The organism is Frigoribacterium sp. 9N (assembly GCF_902506305.1).
GTDB lineage: Bacteria > Actinomycetota > Actinomycetes > Actinomycetales > Microbacteriaceae > Frigoribacterium.
In genome coordinates this window covers 717,166-742,062 of sequence record NZ_LR733392.1, presented here as the reverse complement: position 1 = coordinate 742,062, position 24,897 = coordinate 717,166, and the positions used below count along the sequence as shown (strand labels likewise).

General features: G+C 69.6%; 22 protein-coding genes and 1 tRNA gene. 6 read left to right on the top strand and 17 right to left on the bottom strand.

The window, feature by feature from the left end; genetic code table 11:
* Window positions 1-7: 7 nt before the first annotated feature.
* The 5 genes from ARTHRO9V_RS06570 (at window position 8) to ARTHRO9V_RS06550 (ending at window position 5,510) form a co-directional block, all read left to right on the top strand.
* Entirely contained in the window at window positions 8-652 is a 645-nt protein-coding gene (locus ARTHRO9V_RS06570; protein ID WP_159826247.1) for an alpha-ketoglutarate-dependent dioxygenase AlkB, read from the top strand.
* Window positions 653-739: 87 nt separating this feature from the next.
* Complete coding sequence (locus tag ARTHRO9V_RS06565) at window positions 740-1,771, top strand: LacI family DNA-binding transcriptional regulator (protein WP_159826245.1); 1,032 nt, start codon at window positions 740-742, stop codon at window positions 1,769-1,771.
* Window positions 1,772-1,900: 129 nt separating this feature from the next.
* On the top strand, window positions 1,901-3,259 hold the full coding sequence (locus tag ARTHRO9V_RS06560) for an ABC transporter substrate-binding protein (RefSeq protein ID WP_159826243.1): 1,359 nt from the start codon (window positions 1,901-1,903) through the stop codon (window positions 3,257-3,259).
* Window positions 3,260-3,390: 131 nt separating this feature from the next.
* Window positions 3,391-4,530, top strand: a complete 1,140-nt coding sequence (locus ARTHRO9V_RS06555; protein ID WP_056046238.1) for a carbohydrate ABC transporter permease — start codon at window positions 3,391-3,393, stop codon at window positions 4,528-4,530.
* Entirely contained in the window at window positions 4,527-5,510 is a 984-nt protein-coding gene (locus tag ARTHRO9V_RS06550; RefSeq protein WP_159826241.1) for a carbohydrate ABC transporter permease, read from the top strand. The genes ARTHRO9V_RS06555 and ARTHRO9V_RS06550 overlap by 4 nt, the downstream gene beginning before the upstream one ends.
* Window positions 5,511-5,728: 218 nt before the next feature.
* Here the strand turns inward: ARTHRO9V_RS06550 and ARTHRO9V_RS06545 are convergent.
* Window positions 5,729-5,804 (bottom strand) — tRNA-Glu (locus ARTHRO9V_RS06545).
* A 102-nt stretch (window positions 5,805-5,906) separates the two neighbouring features.
* Between ARTHRO9V_RS06545 and ARTHRO9V_RS06540 the strand changes: the two genes are divergently transcribed.
* Window positions 5,907-6,542, top strand: coding sequence for an MBL fold metallo-hydrolase (locus tag ARTHRO9V_RS06540; protein WP_159826239.1), 636 nt, complete (start codon window positions 5,907-5,909; stop codon window positions 6,540-6,542).
* Between the two features lie 87 nt (window positions 6,543-6,629).
* Here the strand turns inward: ARTHRO9V_RS06540 and serA are convergent, their stop codons facing one another.
* The 16 genes from serA to otsA all read right to left on the bottom strand — a co-directional run bounded on the left by serA (window position 6,630) and on the right by otsA (window position 24,897).
* A complete protein-coding gene (gene serA / locus ARTHRO9V_RS06535) occupies window positions 6,630-8,219 on the bottom strand; it encodes a phosphoglycerate dehydrogenase (protein ID WP_056046242.1) in 1,590 nt (529 codons plus the stop codon).
* A gap of 159 nt (window positions 8,220-8,378) precedes the next feature.
* Complete coding sequence (locus ARTHRO9V_RS06530; protein WP_159826237.1) at window positions 8,379-8,798, bottom strand: hypothetical protein; 420 nt, start codon at window positions 8,796-8,798, stop codon at window positions 8,379-8,381.
* A complete protein-coding gene (locus tag ARTHRO9V_RS06525) occupies window positions 8,795-9,298 on the bottom strand; it encodes a hypothetical protein (protein ID WP_159826235.1) in 504 nt (167 codons plus the stop codon). Before ARTHRO9V_RS06525 ends, ARTHRO9V_RS06530 begins: the two co-directional genes overlap by 4 nt.
* Window positions 9,295-10,434 carry a mannitol-1-phosphate 5-dehydrogenase gene (locus ARTHRO9V_RS06520; protein ID WP_056046248.1) on the bottom strand — a complete coding sequence of 380 codons (1,140 nt, stop codon included), beginning with the start codon at window positions 10,432-10,434 and terminating at the stop codon, window positions 9,295-9,297. The genes ARTHRO9V_RS06525 and ARTHRO9V_RS06520 overlap by 4 nt, the downstream gene beginning before the upstream one ends.
* 102 nt (window positions 10,435-10,536) lie before the next feature.
* The gene (gene ilvC / locus ARTHRO9V_RS06515) at window positions 10,537-11,562 is read right to left on the bottom strand and encodes a ketol-acid reductoisomerase (protein WP_159826233.1); all 1,026 of its coding nucleotides are present in this window, start codon (window positions 11,560-11,562) and stop codon (window positions 10,537-10,539) included.
* Window positions 11,563-11,634: 72 nt separating this feature from the next.
* Window positions 11,635-12,141 carry an acetolactate synthase small subunit gene (ilvN, locus tag ARTHRO9V_RS06510; RefSeq protein WP_043593980.1) on the bottom strand — a complete coding sequence of 169 codons (507 nt, stop codon included), beginning with the start codon at window positions 12,139-12,141 and terminating at the stop codon, window positions 11,635-11,637.
* The gene (locus ARTHRO9V_RS06505) at window positions 12,138-14,030 is read right to left on the bottom strand and encodes an acetolactate synthase large subunit (protein WP_159826231.1); all 1,893 of its coding nucleotides are present in this window, start codon (window positions 14,028-14,030) and stop codon (window positions 12,138-12,140) included. The genes ilvN and ARTHRO9V_RS06505 overlap by 4 nt, the downstream gene beginning before the upstream one ends.
* 104 nt (window positions 14,031-14,134) lie before the next feature.
* Window positions 14,135-15,847 carry a dihydroxy-acid dehydratase gene (ilvD, locus tag ARTHRO9V_RS06500; protein ID WP_056046252.1) on the bottom strand — a complete coding sequence of 571 codons (1,713 nt, stop codon included), beginning with the start codon at window positions 15,845-15,847 and terminating at the stop codon, window positions 14,135-14,137.
* A gap of 53 nt (window positions 15,848-15,900) precedes the next feature.
* Window positions 15,901-16,461 (bottom strand): monovalent cation/H(+) antiporter subunit G, encoded by a 561-nt coding sequence (gene mnhG / locus ARTHRO9V_RS06495; RefSeq protein WP_236556953.1) that lies wholly within the window; start codon window positions 16,459-16,461, stop codon window positions 15,901-15,903.
* On the bottom strand, window positions 16,458-16,721 hold the full coding sequence (locus tag ARTHRO9V_RS06490; protein WP_054145652.1) for a monovalent cation/H+ antiporter complex subunit F: 264 nt from the start codon (window positions 16,719-16,721) through the stop codon (window positions 16,458-16,460). The genes mnhG and ARTHRO9V_RS06490 overlap by 4 nt, the downstream gene beginning before the upstream one ends.
* On the bottom strand, window positions 16,718-17,338 hold the full coding sequence (locus tag ARTHRO9V_RS06485) for a Na+/H+ antiporter subunit E (protein WP_056046254.1): 621 nt from the start codon (window positions 17,336-17,338) through the stop codon (window positions 16,718-16,720). Before ARTHRO9V_RS06485 ends, ARTHRO9V_RS06490 begins: the two co-directional genes overlap by 4 nt.
* Complete coding sequence (locus ARTHRO9V_RS06480) at window positions 17,335-18,972, bottom strand: Na+/H+ antiporter subunit D (RefSeq protein ID WP_159826229.1); 1,638 nt, start codon at window positions 18,970-18,972, stop codon at window positions 17,335-17,337. Before ARTHRO9V_RS06480 ends, ARTHRO9V_RS06485 begins: the two co-directional genes overlap by 4 nt.
* Window positions 18,969-19,481, bottom strand: a complete 513-nt coding sequence (locus tag ARTHRO9V_RS06475) for a Na(+)/H(+) antiporter subunit C (RefSeq protein WP_159826227.1) — start codon at window positions 19,479-19,481, stop codon at window positions 18,969-18,971. Before ARTHRO9V_RS06475 ends, ARTHRO9V_RS06480 begins: the two co-directional genes overlap by 4 nt.
* Window positions 19,478-22,480: a Na+/H+ antiporter subunit A gene (locus ARTHRO9V_RS06470; RefSeq protein WP_159826225.1), complete on the bottom strand. Its 3,003-nt coding sequence runs from the start codon at window positions 22,478-22,480 to the stop codon at window positions 19,478-19,480. Before ARTHRO9V_RS06470 ends, ARTHRO9V_RS06475 begins: the two co-directional genes overlap by 4 nt.
* Window positions 22,481-22,621: 141 nt before the next feature.
* Window positions 22,622-23,401, bottom strand: a complete 780-nt coding sequence (gene otsB / locus ARTHRO9V_RS06465) for a trehalose-phosphatase (RefSeq protein WP_159826223.1) — start codon at window positions 23,399-23,401, stop codon at window positions 22,622-22,624.
* Window positions 23,398-24,897: an alpha,alpha-trehalose-phosphate synthase (UDP-forming) gene (gene otsA / locus ARTHRO9V_RS06460; RefSeq protein ID WP_159826213.1), complete on the bottom strand. Its 1,500-nt coding sequence runs from the start codon at window positions 24,895-24,897 to the stop codon at window positions 23,398-23,400. The genes otsB and otsA overlap by 4 nt, the downstream gene beginning before the upstream one ends.

The window sequence follows — 24,897 nt, the reverse complement described above, 5'->3', positions numbered from 1 at the left end:
TGTCGGCATGAGCGTCCCCTTCACCGCCTCGCTGCTCGACGGCCTGTCCGACGGCCCCGACCTCGCGCCGCCCGGCGCGCGCGTCGACCACCTCGACCTCGGCGAGGGCGCCTGGCTTGACGTCGTCCCGGGCTGGGCGTCGAACTCCGACGCCCTCTTCGAACGTCTCGTGACCGACGTGCCGTGGCGAGCCGACCGGCGCCAGATGTACGACCGGGTGGTCGAGGTGCCCCGGCTCGTCTCCTCCTACGACGCGGGCGACGCGCTCCCCGATCCGGTGCTCGTGCAGGCTCGAGACGACCTCAACGCGTACTACGCGCTCGAGCGTGGCGCCCCCGTCGAGCAGCGCTTCGACCGGGCGGGGCTGTGTTTCTACCGGACGGGCGACGACAGCATCGCCTGGCACGGCGACCACGTGGGGCGCACGATCGACCGCGACACGATGGTGGGCATCCTCTCGCTCGGGGCACCCCGCACGCTCGCGGTGCGGTCCCGCTCGACCGGCACGACCCGACGGTTCCCGCTCGGCCACGGCGACCTCCTGGTGATGGGCGGCAGCTGCCAGCGGACCCACGAGCACGCCATCGCCAAGACCAAGAAGGCCGTCGGCCCACGCATCAGCGTGCAGTTCCGACCGGTGTGGCCGACCTAGCGCGCCTCTGACGGACCGGTCGGCCGCGCGGACCACGGGGCCGTCGCTCGTATGCTGTGCACACGATCGACGACGAGGTGGACGAGTATGCCGGCAACCCGTGACGACGTGGCGCGTCTGGCAGGCGTCTCGTCGAGCACCGTGTCGTACGCCATCAGCGGGCGACGGACCATCTCCGTCGCCACCCGCCGCCGGGTCGAGGCGGCGATGGCCGAGCTGAACTACACCCCCAACGCGTTCGCCCGGGGTCTCGCCGGCGCACGGGGCGGCATCCTCGCCCTGCACTACCCCTACGGACGCCGCGGCGTCACGTCGTCCGAGTTCGAGTACGTGGCGGCGGCCACCGACCGGGCGAGAGAGCGCGGCTACCACCTGCTGCTGTGGTCGAACCCCATCGACGACGTCGAAGGACTCGGCAGCCTCGTCAGCGAAGGCCTCGTCGACGGCGTGATCCTCATGGAGCTCACCGCGCGCGACGACCGCGTCGCCGTGCTGTCGCGGTCGCGCCTGCCGTTCACGAACATCGGTCGCCCCGACGACGTCGAGGGACTCTGGTTCGTCGACGCCGACTACGACTCGCTGGCGCGACAGGCCGTCGACCACCTCGCCGACCTCGGCCACCGACGCGTGTTCTTCCTCGGTCAGAGCATCCGGGCCCCCGAGCGCGGGTCGGGTCCGCTCGACCGCACGACGAGGGCGTTGCGCGGCCCGGCCGACGAGCGGGGCCTGTCGCTCGAGACGCACGCCGCCACCGACTCCGTCCCGGGCGGCCGCCGGGCCTTCGACGCGTTCGCCACCTCGACGGCCCGCCCCACGGCCGTGCTGGCGTTCAACGAGATGGCCCTCGCCGGCTTCGTGCAGGCCGCGGCGGCGGCCGGCCGGTCCATCCCGGACGACCTCACGGTCGTCGCGCTGAGCATCGGCGACCTCGCCGCCGAGATGACCTCGCCGCCGCTCACGACCGTCAACCCTCCCGGAGCCGACATCGCCGCCGCCGCGGTCGACGACCTCGTCGACCGCATCGAGGGTCGACGCCACGACGCCCCCCACGTCCTCGTCGCCCCCCGTCTCGTCGTGCGGGGCACGTCGGCCGCCGCCCCGTCGGAACGGACTCGCTAGCAGACGCGGTTGCGCGCCTCCTGCGAGTATGTGACACTCATCGTCGACGCGCGTCGACGACGACGTGCGGCGGACGATCACCCCGACAGCACGGGCCGTCCGTTCTTGCGACTCAATGAGGAGACACCAATGCGAGCATCCCTGCACCGCCGCTTCACGGGCCCCCTGGCCATCCTGGCGGCGTCGAGCTTCCTGTTGGCCGGATGCTCCGGCACGGCCGACCCCAACGACCCGAACGCCGGAGGCGCGGGTGCCGGTGACGTCGGAACCGCCGACGGCGTGGTCAACGTCTACGGCACGATCAACGGCGACGAGGCGACCCTGCTCGAGCAGTCGTGGGCCGACTGGGAGAAGGCCAACGACATCGAGATCAAGTACACGGGCGACAAGGAGTTCGAGAAGCAGATCGGCATCAAGGTGCAGGGTGGCGACACCCCCGATCTCGCGATCTTCCCCCAGCCCGGCCTGCTGGCCGACACGGTCGCCTCGGGCAAGGTACAAGAGCTGCCCGCCGACGCGCTGGCCAACGTCAAGGAGGGCTGGTCCGAGGACTGGCAGAAGTACGGTCAGGTCGACGGCAAGCAGTACGGCGCCCCGTTGATGGCGAGCGTCAAGGGCTACGTCTGGTACTCCCCCGCCAAGTTCGAGGAGTGGGGCGTCGAGGTCCCCAAGACCTACGACGAACTCGTCGCCCTGTCCAAGACCATCCAGGAGAAGACCGGCGGCCCGTCGTGGTGCGCCGGCTTCAACTCGGGCGAGGCCAGCGGCTGGCCCGGCACCGACTGGGTCGAGGACCTCGTCCTGCGCGAGGCCGGACCCGACGCCTACGACTCGTGGGTCGCGGGAGACACCAAGTTCACCGACCCCGAGATCAAGGCCGCGTTCGACTCGGTCGGCGACATCCTGCTCGACCCGACCCTCGTCAACGCCGGCTACGGCGACGTGAAGTCGATCAACTCGACCGCCTTCGGAGACGTCGCGACCAACGTGGCGAACGGCAGCTGCGCCCTGACCCACCAGGCCTCGTTCTTCGAGGGCTTCCTGACGGCGGCGAACAACGCCAGCGGACAGCCGGCGACGGTCGCCGAGGACGGCGACGTCTGGGCCTTCCTCACCCCGCCCATGAAGGAAGGCGACCCCGCAGCCGTCACCGGCGGTGGCGAGTTCGTCGCGGCGTTCTCGAACGACGACGACACCGCCAAGGTGCAGGCCTACCTCGCCAGCGCCGACTGGGCGAACAGCCGCGTCTCGCTCGGCGGAGTCATCTCGGCCAACAAGGGACTCGACCCCGAGAACGCCGGTAGCGACCTGCTGAAGGGCGCCGTCGAGATCCTGCAGGGCACCGACACCACCTTCCGCTTCGACGGTTCCGACCTGATGCCCAAGTCGGTCGGCTCCGACAGCTTCTGGAAGGGCATGGTCGACTGGATCGACGGCACCGACACCGACACGGTGCTCGACGAGATCCAGGCCGGCTACACCTCGTAACACCCGCGCCACAGGGGCCACCGCACGTCGGTGGCCCCTGACCCCGCGCCCGCTCGCCGCCCCGCTCGCCGCTCCGAGCGGCGGCGGCGACGGGCCGCGTCCTGCTCGGACCCGAACGTGAAAGGACAGAGATGTCCAGTTTCTTCCAGTGGCTGGCGGGAATCCCGCCCCTGGCGCAGATCCCCTTGATCCTCATCGCCTTCACCGCCCTCGTGGCCGTGGTGCTCGTCTTCGTCGAGTTCGCCCCCCGCCGAGGCACGCAGTACACGATCATCCGACTGGCCGTCTGCGTGGTCGTCCCGGTCGTCGTGCTGCTGGCGTTCGGCCTCTACAACTCGGTCATCTGGGTCGCCGCCGTCGCGGCCGTCCTGGGAGGCGGACTGTTCCTGCTCGACTACCGCTCGAAACGCGGTGCCGGCTACTCGCTGCAGCTGATCGCCTTCATGACCCCAGCCGTGTTCTTCCTCGTCATCGGCCTGATCTACCCGACCATCACGACCGCCGGCCAGGCCTTCATGAAGAACGACGGATCGGGCTTCGCCGGGCTGGACAACTTCGTCTGGGTGTTCACGAGCCCCGACGGCCTGACCGCCTTCGGCAACACCCTCGTCTGGGTGCTGCTCGCACCGATCACGGCGACCGCGATCGGCCTCGCCTACGCCGTCTTCATCGACAAGAGCCGGGGCGAGAAGTTCCTCAAGCTGCTCGTGTTCATGCCGATGGCCATCTCGTTCGTCGGCGCCTCGATCATCTTCAAGTTCTTCTACGACATCCGTCAGGGAGAACAGATCGGCCTGCTCAACGGCATCCTCGTCGCCTTCGGCGGCCAGCCGGTCGACTGGCTGGGGCTCGAACCGTGGAACACGCTGCTGCTCGTGATCGTGCTGATCTGGACCCAGGCCGGATTCGCCATGACCGTGCTGTCGGCAGCGATCAAGGGCGTCCCCGCCGAGCAACTCGAGGCGGCGTCGCTCGACGGCACCAACGGGTTCCAGGCGTTCCGGCACATCACCGTCCCCGGCATCCGAACGACCATCATCGTCGTGCTGACGACCATCTCGATCGCCTCGCTGAAGGTCTACGACATCGTCTCGGCCATGACCGGCGGACGCAACGACACGACGATCCTCGCGTTCGAGATGGTCCGGCAGTTCCAGCTCGGCAGCCGTACCGGCTACAGCTCGGCGCTGGCGGTCATCCTCTTCGTGCTCGTGCTGCCGATCGTCATCTACAACGCCCGCCAGATCCAGAAGCAGAGGGAGATCCGATGACTGCCACACCCACCCCCGTCGGGGTCGCCGTCGGCTCGGGCACCGAGAGACAGCTCAAGCGAGGAATCGCGAAGATCGAGACCTCGAGCGGCAAGCTGAAGAAGGGCACGACCAGCCGCGGCGCCACCATCGCCGCGTTGATCATCGCCGTGATCTGGACGCTGCCCACGGCCGGGCTGTTCATCTCGTCGTTCCGGCCCGCGAACGACATCAAGACCACCGGATGGTGGACCGTCTTCGCCAACCCGGGGTTCACTCTCGACAACTACGTGAACGCCCTCAACTCGGGCGACAGCCTCACGCTCGGGAAGGCGTTTGTGAACTCGCTGGTGATCACGTTGCCGGCGGCGCTGATCCCGATCACGATCGCCAGTCTCGCGGCGTACGCGTTCGCCTGGATCGACTTCAAGGGACGCAACACGATGTTCGTGCTGGTGTTCGCCCTGCAGATCGTCCCGATCCAGATGGCTCTCGTGCCGCTGCTGCGCCTGTTCTCGGACGGTCTGCGCATCGGCGGTCTGTACATCCTGCCGGGGCTCGGGGTGAACGGTCTCGACGGTTCGTTCGCGAAGGTCTGGATCGCCCACACGATCTTCGCCCTGCCGCTGGCCATCTTCATGCTGCACAACTTCATCTCGGAGATCCCGGCCGAGGTCATCGAAGCCGCCCGCATGGACGGCGCCGGTCACGGGCAGGTGTTCTTCCGCATCGTGCTGCCGCTGTCGATGCCCGCGATCGCCTCGTTCGGCATCTTCCAGTTCTTGTGGGTCTGGAACGACCTCCTCGTGGCCACGGTCTTCACGTCCGGTCAGGGCTTGCCGATCACCAAGGCGCTGCAGGACCTCTCGGGGTCGTACGGCCAGTCGTGGGAGCTGCTCACGGCCGGGGCGTTCATCTCGATCATCGTGCCGCTCATCGTGTTCTTCGCCCTGCAGCGGTTCTTCGTCCGCGGCCTGCTGGCCGGCGCCACGAAGGGCTGAACCCGGTCGCAGCACGAGAGACCGCCGGGCGATCGCCCGGCGGTCTCTCGTCATGTCGTCCGGTCTTGCGCCGGACCGTGCCGGGTCGGACCGTGCCGGGTCGGACCGTGCCGGGTCGGACCGTGCCGGGTCGGACCATGCGGGGCCGTGCCGTGTCGGACCGTGTACCGGAAACGAAGAAACCGCCAGGCGAGAGCCTGGCGGTTTCATATCGGTGCTGGTGACCCCAACGGGATTCGAACCCGTGTTACCGCCGTGAGAGGGCGACGTACTAGGCCGCTATACGATGGGGCCGTATTTGCAACTCGTCGAGTATGCCACACCGCGCGAGCCCGTCACAAATCGAGGCACCGGCGCGTCGAGATCGAGCCAGCTGACGCGCGTACAGTCGCTGTCATGCGCCTCACGAAGCTCGAACACGCCTGCCTGATCCTCGAGAAGGACGGGCGCAAGCTCGTCGTCGACCCCGGGTCGTTCACGGCTCCCCTCATCGACCTGCACGACGTCGACGCCGTCGTGGTCACCCACGAGCACGCCGACCACTGGACGCCCGACCAGCTGACCCACCTGCTCGCCACGAACCCCGGCGCGACGGTCTACGGCCCCGCGGGTGTGGCCACGGCCGCCGAGGGCTTCGACGTGCACGTGGTCGGCGACGGAGACACGGTCGAGGTCGGCCCCTTCACGCTGGCGTTCCACGGCTCGCGCCACGCGGTCATCCACGAGAGCATCCCGGTCGTCGACAACGTCGGCGTGCTCGTCGACGGATCGCTGTTCTACCCGGGTGACCAGTTCACGGTCCCGCCGGTGCCGGTCGACGTCCTCGCGACGCCCGTCGGGGCGCCCTGGCTCAAGGTGGCCGAGGTGATCGACTACGTCGCGGCGGTCGCGCCCCGACTGGCCTTCCCCACCCACGAGCAGACCCTCTCCGGCCCCGGGCTCGCCATGCACTTCGACCGCATGAAGGCGTCCGCGCAGTCGATCGGTGGCGACGCCGTGAAGCTCGAGGCGCACGAGTCGATCGAGCTCTAGCCCCACCCGCGACGGGCACTCCCCGACGACGAACCGCCCCCCTCCGGCCTGACCGGATGAGGGGCGGTTCGTCGTCGGCCGCCGTGACTACAGCGTGACGTCGATCTCGCGCAGCGTCTTGGCGTCGATGGCCACGCGCACCTTCTCGACGAGCTCGTCGGGCGCGGGGCTGTCGATGGTCAGGACGCTCAGCGCCTGGCCACCGGCGCTCTGGCGGGCGATCTGCATGCCCGCGATGTTGATGCCGGCGTCACCGAACTCGCGACCGTAGACCGCCACGATGCCGGGGCGATCGGTGTAGACCATCACGAGGTGGTGGGCCGCGAGGGGGACCTCGACGTCGTAGCCGTTGATCTCGACGATCTTCTCGACCTGCTTCGTGCCGGTCAGGGTGCCCGAGACCGAGATCTGCGAGCCGTCGCTGAGCGAGCCACGCAGCGTGATGACGTTGCGGTACTCGTCGCTGGTCGGGTCGGTGAGCAGACGCACGGTGATGCCGCGCTGCTCGGCCAGCAACGGCGCGTTCACGTAGCTCACCGACTCGCTGACGATGTTCGTGAAGATGCCCTTCAGGGCCGCCAGCTTCAACACGCTGACGTCGTACTCGACCAGGTCGCCGCGCACCTCGACGTCGACGCTCGTCAACGGGCTGTCGGCGAGGCCCGAGAACACCTGACCGATCTTCTCGACCAGGGGGATGCCGGGTCGCACGTAGGGGTCGATGACGCCGCCGGCCACGTTGACCGCGTCGGGGACGAGCTCGCCGCCGAGTGCGAGCCGCACCGAGCGGGCCACCGAGACGCCGGCCTTCTCCTGCGCCTCGTCCGTCGAGGCACCGAGGTGCGGGGTGACCACGACGTTCTCGAGACCCAGCAGCTTCTGGTCGACCGGGGGCTCCTTCACGAACACGTCGAGTCCGGCACCGGCGATCTCGCCGGTGGTCAGGGCCTCGTACAGGCCGTCCTCGTCGATGAGGCCGCCGCGTGCGACGTTGACGACGAAGGCCGACTTCTTCATCGCCTTCATCTGCTCGAGGCCGATCATGCCGGTCGTCTCGGGGGTCTTGGGCATGTGGATCGTCACGAAGTCGCTCGTGGCGAGCAGCTCGTCGAGCGACAGCAGCGTGACCCCGAGCTGCTGGGCGCGGGCCGGCGTGACGTAGGGGTCGTAGGCGACGACGTTCACGCCGAAGGCCTGCAGGCGCGCCGTGATGAGGGCGCCGATGCGGCCGAGGCCGACGATGCCGACCGTCTTCTCGTAGAGTTCGACGCCCGTGTACTTCGACCGCTTCCACTGCCCCTGGGCCAGGGCGGAGTGCGCTGCCGGGATGTGCCGCGCGAGGCTGAGGATGTGCCCGACCGTCAGCTCGGCGGCGGAGATGATGTTCGACGTCGGTGCGTTGACGACCATGACGCCGGCCGTGGTGGCCGCCTTGATGTCGACGTTGTCGAGCCCGACGCCGGCGCGCGCGACGACCTTGAGCGACGGGGCGGCGGCGATGGCCTCGGCGTCGACCTGCGTCGCCGACCGCACGAGGATCGCGTCGGCGTCGGCCAAGGCGGCCAGCAGTGCGGGGCGGTCGGTGCCGTCCACCGATCGCACGTCGAAGTCGGGCCCGAGGGCGTCGACGGTTGCGGGTGACAGTTCTTCTGCGATCAACACGACGGGCTTGGCCACGGGGCGGACGTCCTTCTCTGGATGATGTTCGGTGAGGGGCCGCGACGCGCCGTGGGCGCGGCTGATGACGACTCTATCGACTCGCGCGGATCGTTACGTCCGCATGACGACGTCCCCGGTGGGCGGCGTCACGGACCCGAGCCGCGCCTCCTGGCTCGCTCAGACGGTCGTGACGTAGGCCGTCAGGGTCAGCGACACGGCCGCCACGAGACCCAGGGCCGCGAACAGCGCCAGCGTGAACTTCCACAGTTCACGACGGCGCCCCACCACGATCGCCCCGACGAAGGCCAGCGGCGGCACGACGACACCCACGATGAGCGGCACCCACGGGGGTGAGACCACCAGGCCGTCGAGGCCGTTCTCACGGTAGAACTCGTTGTTCTGCGTGAAGACCTGCGGCACGAGCACGAGGTTCGAGATGGCCTCGAACAGGTCGAAGGCGAAGAAGACGGCGAAGACGATCGCCACGGCGAGGTAGAAGAAGAAGGAGGCGCGGCCCGGTTCGCTCGCGTCGCCTGCCGTCACCGAGACGGCATCGTGGTCGTGGCCGTGGCCGTGGTCGTGGCCGTGGTCGTTCATGCGGAGCCTCCCGTCACGAGGGGCCAGGGGGCCACGAGGAGCGCGCCGAGGGCCATCCACGCGAGGCGACGGCCCGTGCGATCGACGGGGACGAGGACGATGACCGCCACGAACCACGCGATCGGGGCCACCACGGCGAACAGTTCGCCGAGGTTCCACATGAGCGACGAGATCGCATCGGTGAACGGGTTGGTGAAGTCGCCCACGGCGACGATCCAGCCCGCGGCCCAGAGGAGGAACACGCCGCCGAGGACGCCGTGGACCACGAGCGACGCCGAACTCATCACCGCAGGGCCGTCGTCGACGTCGTCCTCGTCTTCTGCGTCCGGGTCGTCGGACTCGTCGACGGGCTCGTCGCCTGCACCGTCCGACCGCCGGGTACGACGCGGACGACCCGTCGGCGCAGGGCCCTCGACGTGGCTGCTGTCGGCCTCGTCACCCCAGGTCAGGGCGTCGTCGGCGTCGCCGCCGGTCGGCACCCGCGGGTCGGCTGGAGTCATGCGGTGAGCTTGGACGAGACCGCCGCGAGCAACGCGGGGAACAGCGGGTGGTCGTCCTGGACGCCGGTCAGCGTGCGCGTCAGCTCGTCGGCGGCGAGGCCCGAGCTCAGCAGCGACTGCAGCTCGACGCTCTCGACGTCGTCGGGCACGGAGAAGTCGAGGGCGGCACGAACGGCGCGGACGAGTGCGTCGTAGGGCAGCCCACGCTCGGCGGCCTGGGCCGCGGGGCCGACGAACCGCTCGTGGCGGCTGAGCTTGCGAAGGGGGTTGCGGCCGACGCGTTCGGTCGTGTCGGGGAGGTGCGGGTTGGCGATGCGGACGAGGTTCTTCTCGATGTAGGACTGCTGCTCGTCGGCGTCGAGCTCGTGCTTGGCCACGAGCAGGCCCTTCGTCTCGGCGAGGACGCCGCGGACCTCGGCCATGACCTCGGCGTCGTCCAGGGCCTCACGGATGCTCGTGAGCCCCTTGCGGAACCCGTGATAAGCGGCCGCGGCGTGGGCGGTGTTGACCGTGAAGAGCTTGCGCTCGATGAAGGGCTCGAGGTCGGCGACCCAGGTGACGCCCTCGATGTCGGGGCGGTGCTCGCCGAACGGCGTGCTCTCGACGACCCATTCGAAGAACGACTCGATGGTGACGTCGAGCGTGCCGCCGGCCTGCTCGGGCACGATCCGGTCGATGGCACAGTTCGCGAAGACGGCGTTCTCGGCCGGATCGTGCTCGCGCACCGCGGCCGCCAACGAGTCGGTGGCGTTGATGGCGTTCTCGCACGCGATGACGGAGAGCGACGCCCGATCGGCGGACCGCTGGGCCAGCCCCTTGGCGATGACCGGTGCGACGAACGGCAGGATGCGGGCACCGACCGCGGTGGTCACGACGTCGGCGGTCGCGATCTCGGCGACGAGGGCCGCCTCGTCGGTGCGGCTGTTGATGGCGCGATAACCGTCGACGACGGTCGTACGGCTGTCTTCACCGACCTCGTGCACCTCGAACGACGACTGCGACTGCAGCGCCCCGATCAGGTCGTCGTTCACGTCGGCGAAGACGACCTCGTAACCACTCGCGTGGAGGAACTGGGCGACGAAGCCCCGACCGATGTTGCCGGCGCCGAAGTGCACGGCCTTCTTGCTGTGAGCCATGCCATAGATCATGCCACGACGTCACCGCGCCGGCGGACGGCGAGAGGGCCCCGCACCGGGTGGTGCGGGGCCCTCTCGGGTGGTTCCGGTGCTGCGTCGAGGTCAGCGCGCAGCGCTGCCGTCGACGTAGTCGGAGTCCTGCTGCTTCCAGGCGAACAGGGCACGCAGCTCTTGGCCGGTGGCCTCGATCGGGTGCTCCTCGCCCTTCTTGCGGAGCTCCTTGAACTCGGGCGCGCCGGCGTCCTGGTCCTCGATGAAGCGCTTCGCGAAGGCGCCCGACTGGATGTCGGCGAGCACGGCCTTCATGTTGTCCTTGACGTCGGGGGTGATGACGCGAGGGCCCGAGACGTAGTCGCCGTACTCGGCCGTGTCGGAGACGCTCCAGCGCTGCTTGGCCAGGCCGCCCTCCCAGATCAGGTCGACGATCAGCTTGAGCTCGTGCAGCACCTCGAAGTAGGCGATCTGCGGCTGGTAGCCGGCCTCGGTCAGGGTCTCGAAGCCGTACTGGATCAGCTGCGAGGTCCCGCCGCAGAGCACGGCCTGCTCGCCGAAGAGGTCGGTCTCGGTCTCTTCGGTGAAGGTGGTCTTGATGCCGCCGGCACGCAGGCCGCCGATGCCCTTGGAGTACGACCAGGCGAGATCCCACGCGGCGCCGGAGGCGTCCTTCTCGACGGCGACGATGACGGGCACGCCGCGGCCGGCCTCGAACTCGCGACGGACGGTGTGGCCGGGGCCCTTGGGGGCGACGAGGACCACGTCGACGCCCTCGGGCGCCTCGATGTAGCCGAACCGGATGTTGAAGCCGTGGCCGAAGACCAGGGCCTTGCCGTCGGCGAGGTTCGGCGCGATGTCGTCGGCGTACACGTGACGCTGGACCTGGTCGGGCGCGAGGATCACGATGACGTCGCCCCAGGCCGAGGCCTCGGCGGGCGTCTGCACCGTGAAGCCGGCCTCCTCGGCCTTGGCGCGGCTCTTCGAGCCCTCCTTGAGGCCGACGACGACCTCGACGCCCGAGTCGCGGAGGTTCAGCGCGTGGGCGTGGCCCTGCGAGCCGTAGCCGATGACGGCGACCTTCTTGCCCTGGATGATCGACAGGTCGGCGTCGTTGTCGTAGACGATTTCAGTCACGGTGTGGTTCTCCTTGGGTGGTGACGGTGGGGTGTCGGGGCGAGGAGGCGCGGTGCGCGACCCCTCGCGGGTTCAGTTCTTGAAGACGCGGTCGGTGATCGACTTCGCGCCGCGGCCGATGGCCAACAGGCCCGACTGCGAGATCTCCTTGATGCCGTAGGGCTCGAGCACGCGGAGCAGCGCCGTCGTCTTGCCGGTGTCGCCCGTGACCTCGATGACGAGGGCGTCGGTCGACACGTCGACCACCGAGGCGCGGAAGAGGGTGACGGCCTCGAGCACCTGCGAGCGGGTCGTGTTGTCGACGCGCACCTTGATCAGCAGGTGCTCGCGCTGCACGGACTGCGAGTAGTCCAGCTCGACGATCTTGATCACGTTGATGAGCTTGTTCAGCTGCTTGGTGACCTGCTCGAGCGGCAGTTCTTCGACGTCGACGACGACCGTGATGCGGCTCAGCCCCTCGACCTCGCTCTTGCCGACGGCGAGGCTCTCGATGTTGAAGCCGCGCCGGGCGAAGAGGCCGGCGACACGGGTCAGCAGACCCGGCTTGTCTTCGACGAGCAGGGACAGGACGTGGCTCATGCGTGTTCTCCGGTCATGTCGCCGTCGCGGGTGGTGTCGGAGGCGCTCGTGCCCGGCGCCTCGTCGTCCCACTCGGGAGCGAGGGCGCGGGCGTGCTGGATCTCGGAGTTCGAGACCCCCTGCGGCACCATCGGCCAGACCATCGCGTCGCGGCTGACGACGAAGTCGATGACGACCGGGCGGTCGTTGGTCGCGAGGGCGAGCTCGATGGCCGCGTCGACCTCGTCCTCGGTGCGGACCCGGATGCCCAGGGCGCCGTAGGCGTCGGCGAGCTTGACGAAGTCCGGCACCATGCGCGTCTCGTGACCCGTGTTGAGGTCGGTGAACGAGTGGCGCCCCTCGTAGAAGAGCGTCTGCCACTGCCGCACCATGCCGAGCGACGAGTTGTTGATGATCGCGACCTTGATCGGGATGTCGTTGATGACGCAGGTGGCCAACTCCTGGTTGGTCATCTGGAAGCAGCCGTCGCCGTCGATGGCCCACACCACGCGGTCGGGCTGGGCGACCTTGGCCCCCATGGCGGCCGGGACCGAATAGCCCATCGTGCCCGCGCCTCCGGAGTTGAGCCAGGCGTGCGGGCGCTCGTACTCGATGAACTGGGCCGCCCACATCTGGTGCTGGCCGACGCCGGAGGCGTAGATCGCCTCGGGGCCGGAGAGCTGCCCGATGCGCTGGATGATCGCCTGGGGTGACAGCAGGCCGTCGTCGGGCTGGGTGTAGCCGAGCGGGAACTGTTCACGAAGACCCTCGAGGTGCTCCCACCACGCCGTGATGTCGGGCTTGACCCCACCCGTGACCTCGGCGAACGCGCTCGTGAGGTCGGGGATGACGACCTTGGCGTCACCCACGATGGGCACGTCGGCGATGCGGATCTTCGAGATCTCGGCGGGGTCGATGTCGACGTGGACGACCTTGGCACCGGGCGCGAAGAGCTCGGCCTTGCCGGTCACCCGGTCGTCGAAGCGCGCGCCGAGGGCGATGATGAGGTCGCTCTCCTGGAGTCCCAGCACGGCCGGCACCGTGCCGTGCATGCCGGGCATCCCGAGGTGTTGCGGGTGGGTGTCGGGGAACGCACCGCGGGCCATCAGGGTGGTGACGACGGGAGCCCCGGTGAGCTCGACGAGGGCCTTGAGCTCGGCCGACGCCCCGGCGCGGATCACGCCGCCGCCGACGTAGAAGACGGGTTGCTTGGCGTCGGCGATCATCTGGGCCGCGGCGGTGATCTGCTTGCCGTGCGCCCTCGTCACCGGTCGGTAGCCCGGCAGGTCGACGACGGGCGGCCAGATGAAGGGTGCGCTGTTCTGCTGCGCGTCCTTCGTGATGTCGACGAGCACCGGGCCGGGACGCCCCGTGCTCGCGATCTGGTACGCGGCGGCGAGCGTCGCCGGGATGTCCTCGGGCTTGGTCACCAGGAACGAGTGCTTCGTGATCGGCATCGTGATGCCGACGATGTCGGCCTCCTGGAAGGCGTCGGTGCCCATGAGGGTCGAGAAGACCTGCCCGGTGATGGCCAGCAGCGGCATGCTGTCCATGTAGGCGTCCGCGATCGCCGTGACGAGGTTCGTCGCGCCGGGGCCGGACGTCGCGATCGCGACGCCGACGCGACCGGACGCGGCGGCGTAGCCCTCGGCGGCGTGCCCGGCGCCCTGCTCGTGGCGGACCAGGATGTGTCGGATCGCCGTCGAGGCCATCAACTCGTCGTAGAACGGGATGATGGCTCCGCCGGGCAACCCGAAGACGTCGGTGACGCCCAGGTGCTCGAGCGACTTGAGGATGGCGCCCGACCCGGTCAGCACGGGAGGCGCGGTCGGCGCCCCGACGGACGCGCCGGCGCTCGGCCGGGCCGTCCGCGTCGCGGTGCCGGGCGTGGGGGTGGACTCTGCAGGCATCAGTGCCGGTTCCCTGTTCGTGGTCGGTGATCGATGGTGACGGTGCGGGACGCGGCCGTGCACGGGGTGCGACGTCGCGACGGCTCGACCGGCGGTGGGACGCGTCAGTAGGTGACGGCGCCCTCGGCCGCGGAGCGGACCTGGCGTGCGTACTTCGCGAGGACACCGCGGGTGTAGCGCGGGGGAAGCGGTGCCCAGCCGTCTCGGCGGGCTTCCAGCTCTGCGGCGTCGACGAGTAGGTCGATCGAGCGAGCGGCGATGTCGACCCGAATCAAGTCACCATCGCGCACGAAGGCGATCGGACCGGAGTCGACCGCTTCGGGTGCTATGTGGCCGATGCACAGGCCGGTTGTGCCGCCTGAGAATCGTCCGTCCGTCAACAGTAGTACATCTTTGCCGAGCCCTGCGCCCTTGATGGCCGCGGTGATGGCGAGCATCTCGCGCATGCCCGGGCCGCCCTTGGGGCCCTCGTAGCGGATGACGACCACGTCGCCGGACTCGATGCGCCCCTCGGTGAGGGCGTCCATGGCGCCACGTTCGCGTTCGAAGACCTTCGCCGGCCCCTCGAACACCGACGCGTCGAAGCCCGCCGTCTTGACGACGGCGCCCTCGGGGGCCATCGAGCCGCTGAGGACGGTGAGGCCGCCGGTCGCGTGGATCGGGTTGTCGAGCGTCCGCAGCACCTCGCCGTCGAGCGGCTTCGGCTTGATGGACTCGAGGTTCTCGGCGACGGTCTTGCCGGTGACGGTGAGGCAGTCGCCGTGCAGCAGACCCGCGTCGAGCAGCGCCTTCATGACGACGGGGACGCCACCCATGCGGTCGACGTCGTTCATGACGTACTTGCCGAAGGGCTTGAGGTCGCCGATGTGCGGCACCTTGTCGCCGATGCGGTTGAAGTCGTCGATGGTCAGGTCGACCTCGGCCTCGTACGCGATGGCGAGCAGGTGCAACACGACGTTGGTCGAGCCACCGAAGGCCATGGCCACGGCGATGGCGTTCTCGAACGCCTTCTTGGTGAGGATGTCGCGCGTCGTGATGCCCTGACGGAGCATCTCGACGACGGCCTCGCCCGAACGGTGGGCGAAGTAGTCGCGGCGGCGGTCGGCCGACGGCGGGGCCGCCGAACCGGGGAGGCTCATGCCGAGGGCCTCGGCGACGCTGGCCATGGTGTTGGCCGTGTACATCCCGCCACAGGCGCCCTCGCCCGGCACGATGGCGCACTCGATCGCCTTCAGGTCGTCGTCGCTCATGTTGCCGGCCTTGTAGGCGCCCACGGCCTCGAACGAGTCGATGATCGTGACGTTCTTCTCGGTGCCGTCGCTGAGCTTGACCCAACCGGGGGCGACGCTGCCGGCGTAGAGGAAGACGCTGGCGAGGTCGAGCCGGGCGGCGGCCATCAGCATGCCGGGCAGCGACTTGTCGCAACCGGCGAGCAACACCGACCCGTCGAGCCGCTCGGCGTTCATGACGACCTCGACACTGTCGGCGATCACCTCGCGTGAGACCAGCGAGAAGTGCATGCCCTCGTGGCCCATCGAGATGCCATCGGACACCGAGACGGTGCCGAACTGGAGCGGGTACCCTCCCCCGGCGTGGACGCCTTCCTTGGCACCCTGGGCCAGACGGTCGAGCGACAGGTTGCAGGGGGTGATCTCGTTCCAGCTGCTGGCGATGCCGATCTGGGGCTTGCTCCAGTCCTCGTCGCCCATGCCGACGGCACGGAGCATGCCTCGCGACGTGGTGGCCTCGACGCCGTCGGTGACGACGCGGCTGCGGGGTTTGATGTCGATCCCGTCCGGGGTGGGCTTCTCTGGCATGGGTCGAGTTTAGGGCGTGACCGCGCTCGTGCCGTCCACCGTCGCCGACGGCCTCAGAGCTCGCCCGGCTCCCCCGCGGCGTCTCCGGTCGACCGCGTCCGCCGACCCTCGTGGTCGCGGGCGTCGTCGTCACCCTCCCTGTCGTCGAGCCCGGACGAGTCCCCGACCCGGTCCATCTCGACGGCCAACGCGTCGGCCGATCCGACGGGAAGGTCGGACACGTCGAGATCGGCGACGTCGCCCTCGGTCGTCTCGGCGATCTCGCCGGCTGCCCGGGCCACGGCGTCGTCGAGTTCGTCCACGACCAACCGATCGCGCAGGAGGTCGCCGTTGCGGTACCCCGCCCGACCGATCATGTGCGCCGAGATGGGTGCGGTGAGCATCTGGAAGACGAGGACGACGAGCAGGGACGCGATCGTCCCCACGGTGTGCTGGTCGAGCGCGATCGCCGCCAGGACCAGGATGAGGCCGAAGATCTGCGGCTTGGTCGCGGCGTGCATGCGCGACAGGGCGTCGGGGAACCTGAGGAGGCCGATGCCCGCCGCGACCGAGAGCAGTGCCCCGCCGATGAGCATGACCGAGGCCGCCACGTCGTAGACCGACTCGGGGATCACGAGGGATCCTGCTTCGAGACGTAGCGCGCGACCGTGATGGAGCCGAGGACGGCCGTCAGCGCGAGGGCGAGGATGACCGGGATGGTCCGGGTGTGGCCGTTGAAGACCATGTCGGCGGCGAGGACGCAGATCAGGGTGGTCAGCAGCATGTCGGACGCGATCATGCGGTCGAGGATGGACGGCCCCCGCACGATGCGGATGACCGACGCGAGGCCGGCGAACGCGAAGAGCGCTCCGACGACGTAGGCGACGACGGTCACGAGGGACCTCCTTCGTGGGACGAGGAACGGCTGACCGCTTCGTGGACCTCGGCCGCGGCCGGGGTGCCCTCCGCGATGCGACGGCGGTCGTCGTCGCTGCCGAGCACCCGGACGAGCCGGGCCTCGACGACCAGGACGCCGTCGCGGACGCCCTCGACACCGGCGAGGTCCTCGACCGCGAGGGCGTGCAGGTAGAGGATCGACCGCTCGCGGTCGGCCTCGACCACGAGCGACCCGGGGACGAGCGAGATCGCCTCGGCGACGAGGGTCATGATGAAGTCCGACCTCGTGTGCAGCTGCACCGCGACGATCGCGTTCGAGGTCACGCCGCGAGGTCGGACGGCCTGCCAGGCGACGATGACGGAGGCGCGCACCAGGTCGACCACGAAGTGCGCCAGGAAGACCACGGCGTACCAGAGGTTGAACCGGCCGCTCAGTTCGACCGGGGGCAGGAAGAACACCCGGGTCACGAGCAGCGCCACGGCGACGCCGGTGACGAAGGCCAGGACGGTGAACTGGTTCCACAGGGCCATCCAGAGGACGACCAGTCCGACGAGCAGGGGGAGCTGGCGGGCGAGGCTGCGGCCGACCTCGCCGCGGGTGGGACGGCCGGTCACGGGGTGCTCCCCTCGTCTGCGGAGTCCGAGGCGGGTTCGGGCTCGGGCGACGACGGGTCGGACGTCGTCTCGCCCTGACCGCCCGGGAAGACCGTCTGCACGTAGTCGTTCGAGCCGTAGACCCGGCCGGCCGCACGTTCGGCGACACCGTAGAGCGGGCCCGCGGCGAAGGTCAGGGCGAGCGAGACGAGCACCATGCCCGCGGTCGCGCCCACCATGGTGCGGGGGTTGGTGCGACGTCGCTGGACGGCCACCCGACCCGGGGCCTCCTCGAGGTGCTCGGTGAAGGGTGACTCGTGGTCGTCGACATCGGCCTTCGGGCGCCAGAACGCGAGGTTCCAGGCACGCATGAGCGCGTAGAGCGTCAGCAGCGACGTGAGGGCCCCGGCTCCGATGAGGACGTACACGAGGGGATCGTCGAGCCGGGCACCGGCCTCGAAGAGCGCGACCTTGCCGATGAAACCGGAGAACGGCGGGATGCCGCCCAGGTTGAGGGCCGGGATGAAGAAGAGGACGGCGACGATCGGTGCCGCCTTGAGGAGACCGCCCAGGCGGGTGATCGACGCCGTGCCGCCTCGCCGTTCGATCAGGCCCGCCCCGAGGAAGAGCGTGGTCTGCACCGTGATGTGGTGCACGACGTAGTAGATCGTGGCGGCCAGGCCCTCGACGGTCCCGAGTGCGATGCCGAAGATCATGTAGCCGATGTGGCTGACCAGGGTGAACGAGAGCAGACGCTTGATGTCGGCCTGGGCCACGGCCCCGAGGATGCCCACGATCATCGTCAGCAACGCGATGATCAGCAGGTAGACGTTGACGTTGCTCTCGACGAACAGCACCGTCTCGGTGCGGATGATGGCGTAGACGCCCACCTTGGTCAGCAGGCCGGCGAACACGGCGGTGACGGGGGCGGGAGCGGTCGGGTACGAGTCGGGCAGCCAGAACGACAGCGGGAAGATCGCCGCCTTGATGCCGAACGCCGTGAGCAGCATGACGTGGATGATCGTCTGCACGTCGGGCGGGATGGTGTCCATCTTCTGGGCGATGTCGGCGATGTTGACCGTGCCGAGCGCTCCGTAGATCATCGCGATGGAGGCGAGGAACAGGACGGACGACACCAGGCTGACGACGATGTAGACCACGCCGGCCCGGATGCGCTGCTCGGTGCCGCCGAGGGTGATCAGCACGTAGCTGGCCACCAGGAGGATCTCGAAGCCCACGTAGAGGTTGAAGAGGTCACCCGCGATGAAGGCGTTGAACACGCCCGTGGCGAGGATGAGGTAGGTCGGGTTGTAGATCGAGACCGGTGCCTCGCCGTCACCGTCGGCCTGGCCCTGCCCGACCGAGAACACGAACACCGCCAGCAGGACGATCGACGAGATGCTGAGCATGAGAGCGGCGAGACGGTCGACGACGAGCGTGATGCCGAACGGCGCCTGCCAACCGCCCACCTGCACGGCGATCGCTCCGTGCGTGTCGACGACCACGAGCAGCACCAGGCTGATGACGACGACGAGCGCCAGGGCGACGATCGAGACCACGGCCTGCGAGCGGGGCCGCCGACCGGCGATCAGGGCCGCCGCGGCTCCGAGCAGCGGGATGAGGACGACGAGCGGCACGAGGTAGCTGAGGTTCATGCTCGGTGCCCTTTCTCGTCGTGGTGAGGCCGGTCGTCGCGCAGCGACCGGTCGTCCGTCGGCACGGCCGCTTCGGCACGGCTGCCGAACTCGCTGTCGCCACCGGCCTCGTCGTCACCGTCGCCCTGTTCGGACTCTTCTTCGGCCGGGACGCCGCGACGCCCGATCTCGAGGTCTTCGGCGTCGTCCGCGAGGGTGTCTCCCTGGGCCAGCCGCCACGACCGGTAGATCAACGCGAGCATGAAGGCCGAGATGCCGAAGGTGATGACGATGGCCGTCAGCACGAACGCCTGCGGCAGCGGGTCGGCGAAGTCGGCCGGATCGGCCTTGCCGTCGACCACGGGGGCCGCGCCGCGCCGTCCGGACATGAGGAGGATGAGGATGTTCGTGGCGTTCCCGACGAGCAGGAAGCCCAGCAGCACACGGGTCATGCTGCGCTCGAGCAGCAGGTAGACGCCGCAGGCGTACAGCGCGGCCATGACGACGATCAGGACGAGGGAGACGCTCATGCGCGGCCCCGCTCGGTCGGGGGCGTACCGGCGACGGACACGGGGAGCGCCTCCTCTTCGGGTTCGGACACCTCGCTCGGGTGGCCGAACGCGTCCTCTTCTTCTTGACGGTCGACCTCGGCTCCGAGGCTCCGGAGCACGTCGAGGACGAGCCCGACGACGACCAGGTAGACGCCGACGTCGAAGAAGGTCGACGTGACGAACTCGACGTGGCCGAGCAACGGCACCTCGGCCTCGACCCAGGTCGAGGTCAGGGCGTCGACGCCGAAGAAGAGCGGGACGAGTGCCGTCGCGGCGACCGTCAGGAGACCGGCACCGAGGAGCTTGCCGGCATCGAGGGGCGCGGCCGCACCGAGTTCGTACCGACCGCCCGCGAGGTACCGGGCCACGAAGGCGAAGCCCGCCACCAGACCGCCGGCGAAGCCGCCGCCGGGCAGGTTGTGACCGGCGAAGAGCAGGTAGATCGAGACGACGATGATGGCGTGGAAGATCAGCCGCACGACCACCTCGAGCAGGATCGACCGGTTCTGCGGGGCGAGTTTGCGCCCGGCCAGCAACCAGGCGCGCCGGTCGCCCTCGGTGCTGTCGCCGATCTGCGCCGTCGCCCCGCCGACGGGCACGACCGGCGCCGGCTCGCGCACGGGCCGGACCCGTGCCAGGAACCGCTGGGCACGCGTACGCCGCTCGGGCCGGGGCAGGACGTCGGCGCGGGAGGTCAGGAAGACCAGGCTCGCGACACCGGTCGCGGCGACGATGAGGACGGCGATCTCGCCCATGGTGTCCCATCCGCGGATGTCGACGAGCGTCACGTTGACGACGTTGCGGCCGTGACCGCCGTCGACGGCGAGGTCGGGGAAGGCGCCGGAGACCGTGGGGATCGAGCGTGCCCCCAGGGCGACCACGGCGATGGCGGCCATGACGGACCCGACCGAGATGCCGATGACGGCCCGGATCGCCCGGTGGGTGCGGCCGTTTCGCTCGCCCAGACGGGCCGGCAGCCGACGCAGCACGAGGACGAACGCGATGAGGGTGATGGTCTCGATCAGCGCCTGCGTCAGGGCCAGGTCGGGGGCCCCGTGCAGCGCGAAGAGCGCGGCCATGCCGTAGCCGGTCACCCCGACCAGGACGACGGCCTGGAATCTCTTGTTGGAGAGCGCCGACGCGATGGCGCCGATGATCATCAACCCGCCGATGGCCAGCTGCGCCGGGTAGTCCCAGAGCACGGCGGTGGTCGGCCAGTCGCTGTTGAGCGCCAGCGTCACCACCGACGAGGCGATGAACACGACGAGGATGGTGGCGAGGTAGAAGGGCAACGAACCGCGCTGCGTCGTCGCGGTCGTCCGCGACGCCGTCCGGTCGATGGTCGCCATGATCCGCACGTACCCGTCGGAGGCGCGGGGCAGGAACGAGACGGCCTTCTGCACCTGCGACACCCGGTCGCGCTGCCAGAAGAGGAGGGCCCCGACCCCGAGCGAGACCGCCGTGAAGCCGAGCGCGGGCTCGAGACCGTGCCAGAGCGCCAGGTAGTAGGGGCCGTGCTCGCCCGGGGCCGCGGGGAGCGTGTCGGCATAACGAGCGAAGACCGGACCGACCTGGTACGAGACGAGGCCGAGCACCAGGCCGGCGACGGCGAGGACGATCGGCGACGCCAGGAAGTCGACGTGCTCACGGACGAAGTCGACCGGCTCGACGCCCTTCTTGCGACCGAAGGCCCCCCAGAGGAACCGCAGGCTGTAGGCGGTGGTCAGGATCGAGCCGACGACGACGCCGACCAGGGCGACGACGCCCCAGGCCGACCCGGTCACGGCGTCGTCGTAGAGGGCCGTGAGCACGGCCTCCTTCGCGACGAAGCCGAAGGTCGGCGGCACGCCGGCCATCGAGGCGAGCGCGAGGAGCGTCACCACGAGGAGGACGGGAGCCTGTCGACCGAGCCCGCAGAGCTTGCGCAGGTCTCGCGTGCCCGCCCGGTGGTCGATGACCCCCACCACGAGGAAGAGCGTCGACTTGAACAGGGCGTGGGCGACCAGCAGGGCTAGCCCGGCGAGGGCCGCGTCGCGGGTGCCGAACCCCACCACGATCGTCAGGAAGCCGAGTTGGCTCACCGTGCCGTAGGCCAGGACCAGCTTGAGGTCGTGCTGACGGAGCGCACGGTACCCGCCGAGGACCATCGTGACCACCCCGACGGTGACGACGATCTCTTGCCAGCCGGGCTGATCGTGGTAGCCGGGGGCGAGACGGGCGACGAGGTAGATGCCGGCCTTGACCATCGCGGCGGCGTGCAGGTAGGCACTGACCGGCGTCGGAGCCGCCATCGCGGCCGGGAGCCAGAAGTGGAACGGCACGAGTGCCGACTTCGACAGCGCCCCGACGAGTACGAGCACGACGGCGACCGTGACGACCGTCCCGGTGGGTGGCTGCTCGACGAGCTGGGACAACGAGCTCGTGCCGCCCTGGACGGCGAGGATCACGAGGCCGACGAGCATCGCGAGCCCGCCCGCGGTCGTCACGATGAGAGCCTGCAACGCGGCCCCGCGGCTGGCCTGCTTCGCCGTGTAGTGCCCGATCAACAGGTACGAGAAGACGCTCGTGGCCTCCCAGAAGACGAACAGGACGAACACGTCGTCGCTCGTGACGAGGCCGTACATCGCTCCGGCGAAGGCCACCAGCACGGCGGCGAACCGTGCCCGACCGGCCTCGTCCCGCTCGAAGTAGCGCGCACAGTAGACGAGCACGAGGCCGCCGATGCCCGTGACGACGAGCGCGAGGACCCAGGCGAGGACGTCCATGCGCAGGGTGAGCGAGATGGCGAGCTGCGGAATCCACGGCACGGCCTCGGTGGGCACCTCGCCCGACAACACGGCGGGCCCCTGGAGGGCCGTGAAGGCGAAGGCGGCGAAGGGGACGACGGACGCCCAGAGGAAGAGCGAACGGCCGAGTCGTCCGCCGACGCAGGCCACGACGACGGCCGCCACGGCGAACGCTGTCAGGACTACGACCACGAGGACCTCCGTCGGCTGGCGACCTCGTCGGACCGGCTCGGCTGAGCGGCGGCGGGGAGTCGCGGCGGGGTGTCCAGACTACCTTGCAGTCACCTGGGAATGCTCAGACCCGGCCATCACACCCGTTCAAGGCATGCGCTGTCAGGCATGACCGAGATGCCCACGCAGGCCGGCCAGTTCGACGAGCAGGTCCGCCACGGCGGCGGGGTCGGCGACGCGATGCATCGCCCCCGTCTCGCCCGGGCCGACCTTGATCGACAGGTCGCCCTCGCCGAGTGCGCGGAAGCCGTCCTCGTCGGTGACGTCGTCCCCGGCGTAGAGGACGCCCGTGGCCTGGACGGCCTCCCGGAGCCGGTCGATGCCGTCGTTCTTGCCGGTCGCCCGGACGGCGAACTCGAGGACGTTCTTGCCGACGCGCTCGTGCATGCCGCCGAGCGCCTCGACGGCCTCGCGGGCCGCCGCGTGGACGGCCTCGGTGGTCGCGGCGTCCGCGAGCCTCGTGTGCAGGGCGAGGCCTGCGGGTTTCTCTTCGACGAAGACGCCCTCACGCCCCTCGGCCACACCGTGGACGGCGTCGGACAAGCGCGCACGGCCGGCCTTCTCGTCGTCGCTCAACGAGGTCTCGTGACCGTCGACCCGGACCTCGATGCCGTGCGAGCCGACCAACAGCACCTCGTCGGGGGTCTGGCTGACCTCGATCAACGAGGCGAGGTCGCGCCCGGACACGAGGGCGACGGTGGTCTGGTCGAGTGCCGACAGGCGCATGATCGCGTCCATGGCCGCGGGCAACGCCCGGGCCCGCAGGGGCGCGTCGACCTCGGGCGCCAGGGTGCCGTCGAAGTCGAGCGCGACGAGGAGGCGCGGGGTCGTCGCGAGACGACCGAGCGCATCGCTCAGGGCCAGGGGGTCGGAACCGGTCACGAGACGTCACCGTCCGTCGTCGCCGGGGCCGGGGCGGGCGTGATCTGCTGCCCGGGTCGTACGTTCTCGAGGGCCTGCAGGAAGGACGCCGACCACTTGGCCACGTCGTTCTCGAGGACGCGACGGCGCAGGGCCCGCATGCGGGTGGTGCGGTCGCGCTTGGGCATCTCGACGGCGCGCATGATGGTGTTCTTGAGGCCGCCGATGTCGTGCGGGTTGATCAGCAGGGCGCTCTTGAGCTCGTCGGCCGCGCCGGCGAACTCGCTGAGCACGAGCACGCCGTCGTTGTCGCGCCGCACCGCCACGTACTCTTTCGCGACCAGGTTCATGCCGTCGCGGAGGGCCGTGACCAGCATGATGTCGGCGGCGAGGTACAACGCCACCATCTCTTCGCGCGGGTAGCCGTGGTGGTGGTAGCTGATGGCCGTGTGGCTCATGGTGCCGTAGTCGCCGTTCACGCGGCCGACGGTGAGCTCGATCTCGTCGCGCAGCAGCTTGTAGGTCTCGACCCGCTCACGGCTCGGGCTCGCGACCTGCACGAGCGTGGCGTCCTCGACGCTGAGCCGACCGTCGGCAAGCAGCTCGCCGAACGCCTTCATGCGGTGCCGGATGCCCTTCGTGTAGTCGAGACGGTCGACGCCGAGCATGATCGTCTTGGGGTTGCCGAGGCCCTCCCGGATCTCGCGGGCCCTGGCCTGCACCTCGGGGCGCGCGGCGAGCTCTTCGTAGCTGGCGGCGTCGATCGAGATCGGGAAGTGCTTCGCCAGCACCCGGCGGACCTTGGTGCCCCGGCGCGAGACCGGCGCGGACTCGTCGTCGACCGGGACCTCGATGTAGGGGCGCGTCGTCGAGTACCCGAGCAGGTGGCGGACGGCGCGGGAGAAGTTCGACGCGTCGTCCGCCCGCTGGAAGCCGATGACGTCGGCACCGAGCAGGCCCTCGACGATCTGCTGCCGCCAGGGCAGCTGCGAGAAGATGCCGAGCGGCGGGAACGGGATGTGGTTGAAGAACCCGATGGTGACGTCGGGCCGGGCCTCGCGCAGCATCTTCGGCACGAGCTGCAGCTGGTAGTCCTGCACCCAGATGGTGCCGCCCTCTTCGGTGATCTCGGCCGCGCGGTCGGCGAAGCGCTGGTTGACCTGCACGTAGGACTCCCACCAGACCCGGTGGTAGGTCGGGGCGGCGATGACGTCGTGGTAGAGCGGCCAGAGCGTGTCGTTGCTGAAGCCCTCGTAGTAGCGCTGCACCTCGTCGGCGCTGAGCGGCACGGGGACGATCTCGATGCCGTCGGACTCGAAGGGCTCGAACTCGAGGTCGGGTTGGCCCGCCCAGCCCACCCACGCCCCGTCGTTGGCCTTCATGACGGGTTCGAGGGCGGTGACGAGACCCCCGGGCGAGTGCTGCCACGACGCCGACCCGTCGTCGGCGATGACCCGGTCGACGGGGAGGCGGTTGGAGACGACGACGAAGCCGTAACGTTCGGGGGTGTCGGGCAT

Bases quoted from the DNA above. Each gene is read 5' to 3' on its own strand.
- ARTHRO9V_RS06570 (WP_159826247.1), top strand. From the start codon at position 8: ATGAGCGTCCCCTTCACCGCCTCGCTGCTCGACGGCCTGTCCGACGGC.
- ARTHRO9V_RS06550 (WP_159826241.1), top strand. From the start codon at position 4,527: ATGACTGCCACACCCACCCCCGTCGGGGTCGCCGTCGGCTCGGGCACC.
- ARTHRO9V_RS06565 (WP_159826245.1), top strand. From the start codon at position 740: ATGCCGGCAACCCGTGACGACGTGGCGCGTCTGGCAGGCGTCTCGTCG.
- ARTHRO9V_RS06480 (WP_159826229.1), bottom strand. From the start codon at position 18,972: ATGAACCTCAGCTACCTCGTGCCGCTCGTCGTCCTCATCCCGCTGCTC.
- ARTHRO9V_RS06475 (WP_159826227.1), bottom strand. From the start codon at position 19,481: ATGAGCGTCTCCCTCGTCCTGATCGTCGTCATGGCCGCGCTGTACGCC.
- ilvN (WP_043593980.1), bottom strand. From the start codon at position 12,141: ATGAGCCACGTCCTGTCCCTGCTCGTCGAAGACAAGCCGGGTCTGCTG.
- ARTHRO9V_RS06555 (WP_056046238.1), top strand. From the start codon at position 3,391: ATGTCCAGTTTCTTCCAGTGGCTGGCGGGAATCCCGCCCCTGGCGCAG.
- otsA (WP_159826213.1), bottom strand. From the start codon at position 24,897: ATGCCCGACACCCCCGAACGTTACGGCTTCGTCGTCGTCTCCAACCGC.
- ARTHRO9V_RS06540 (WP_159826239.1), top strand. From the start codon at position 5,907: ATGCGCCTCACGAAGCTCGAACACGCCTGCCTGATCCTCGAGAAGGAC.
- ARTHRO9V_RS06505 (WP_159826231.1), bottom strand. From the start codon at position 14,030: ATGCCTGCAGAGTCCACCCCCACGCCCGGCACCGCGACGCGGACGGCC.
- ARTHRO9V_RS06530 (WP_159826237.1), bottom strand. From the start codon at position 8,798: ATGAACGACCACGGCCACGACCACGGCCACGGCCACGACCACGATGCC.
- ilvD (WP_056046252.1), bottom strand. From the start codon at position 15,847: ATGCCAGAGAAGCCCACCCCGGACGGGATCGACATCAAACCCCGCAGC.
- ARTHRO9V_RS06525 (WP_159826235.1), bottom strand. From the start codon at position 9,298: ATGACTCCAGCCGACCCGCGGGTGCCGACCGGCGGCGACGCCGACGAC.
- ARTHRO9V_RS06520 (WP_056046248.1), bottom strand. From the start codon at position 10,434: ATGGCTCACAGCAAGAAGGCCGTGCACTTCGGCGCCGGCAACATCGGT.
- ARTHRO9V_RS06560 (WP_159826243.1), top strand. From the start codon at position 1,901: ATGCGAGCATCCCTGCACCGCCGCTTCACGGGCCCCCTGGCCATCCTG.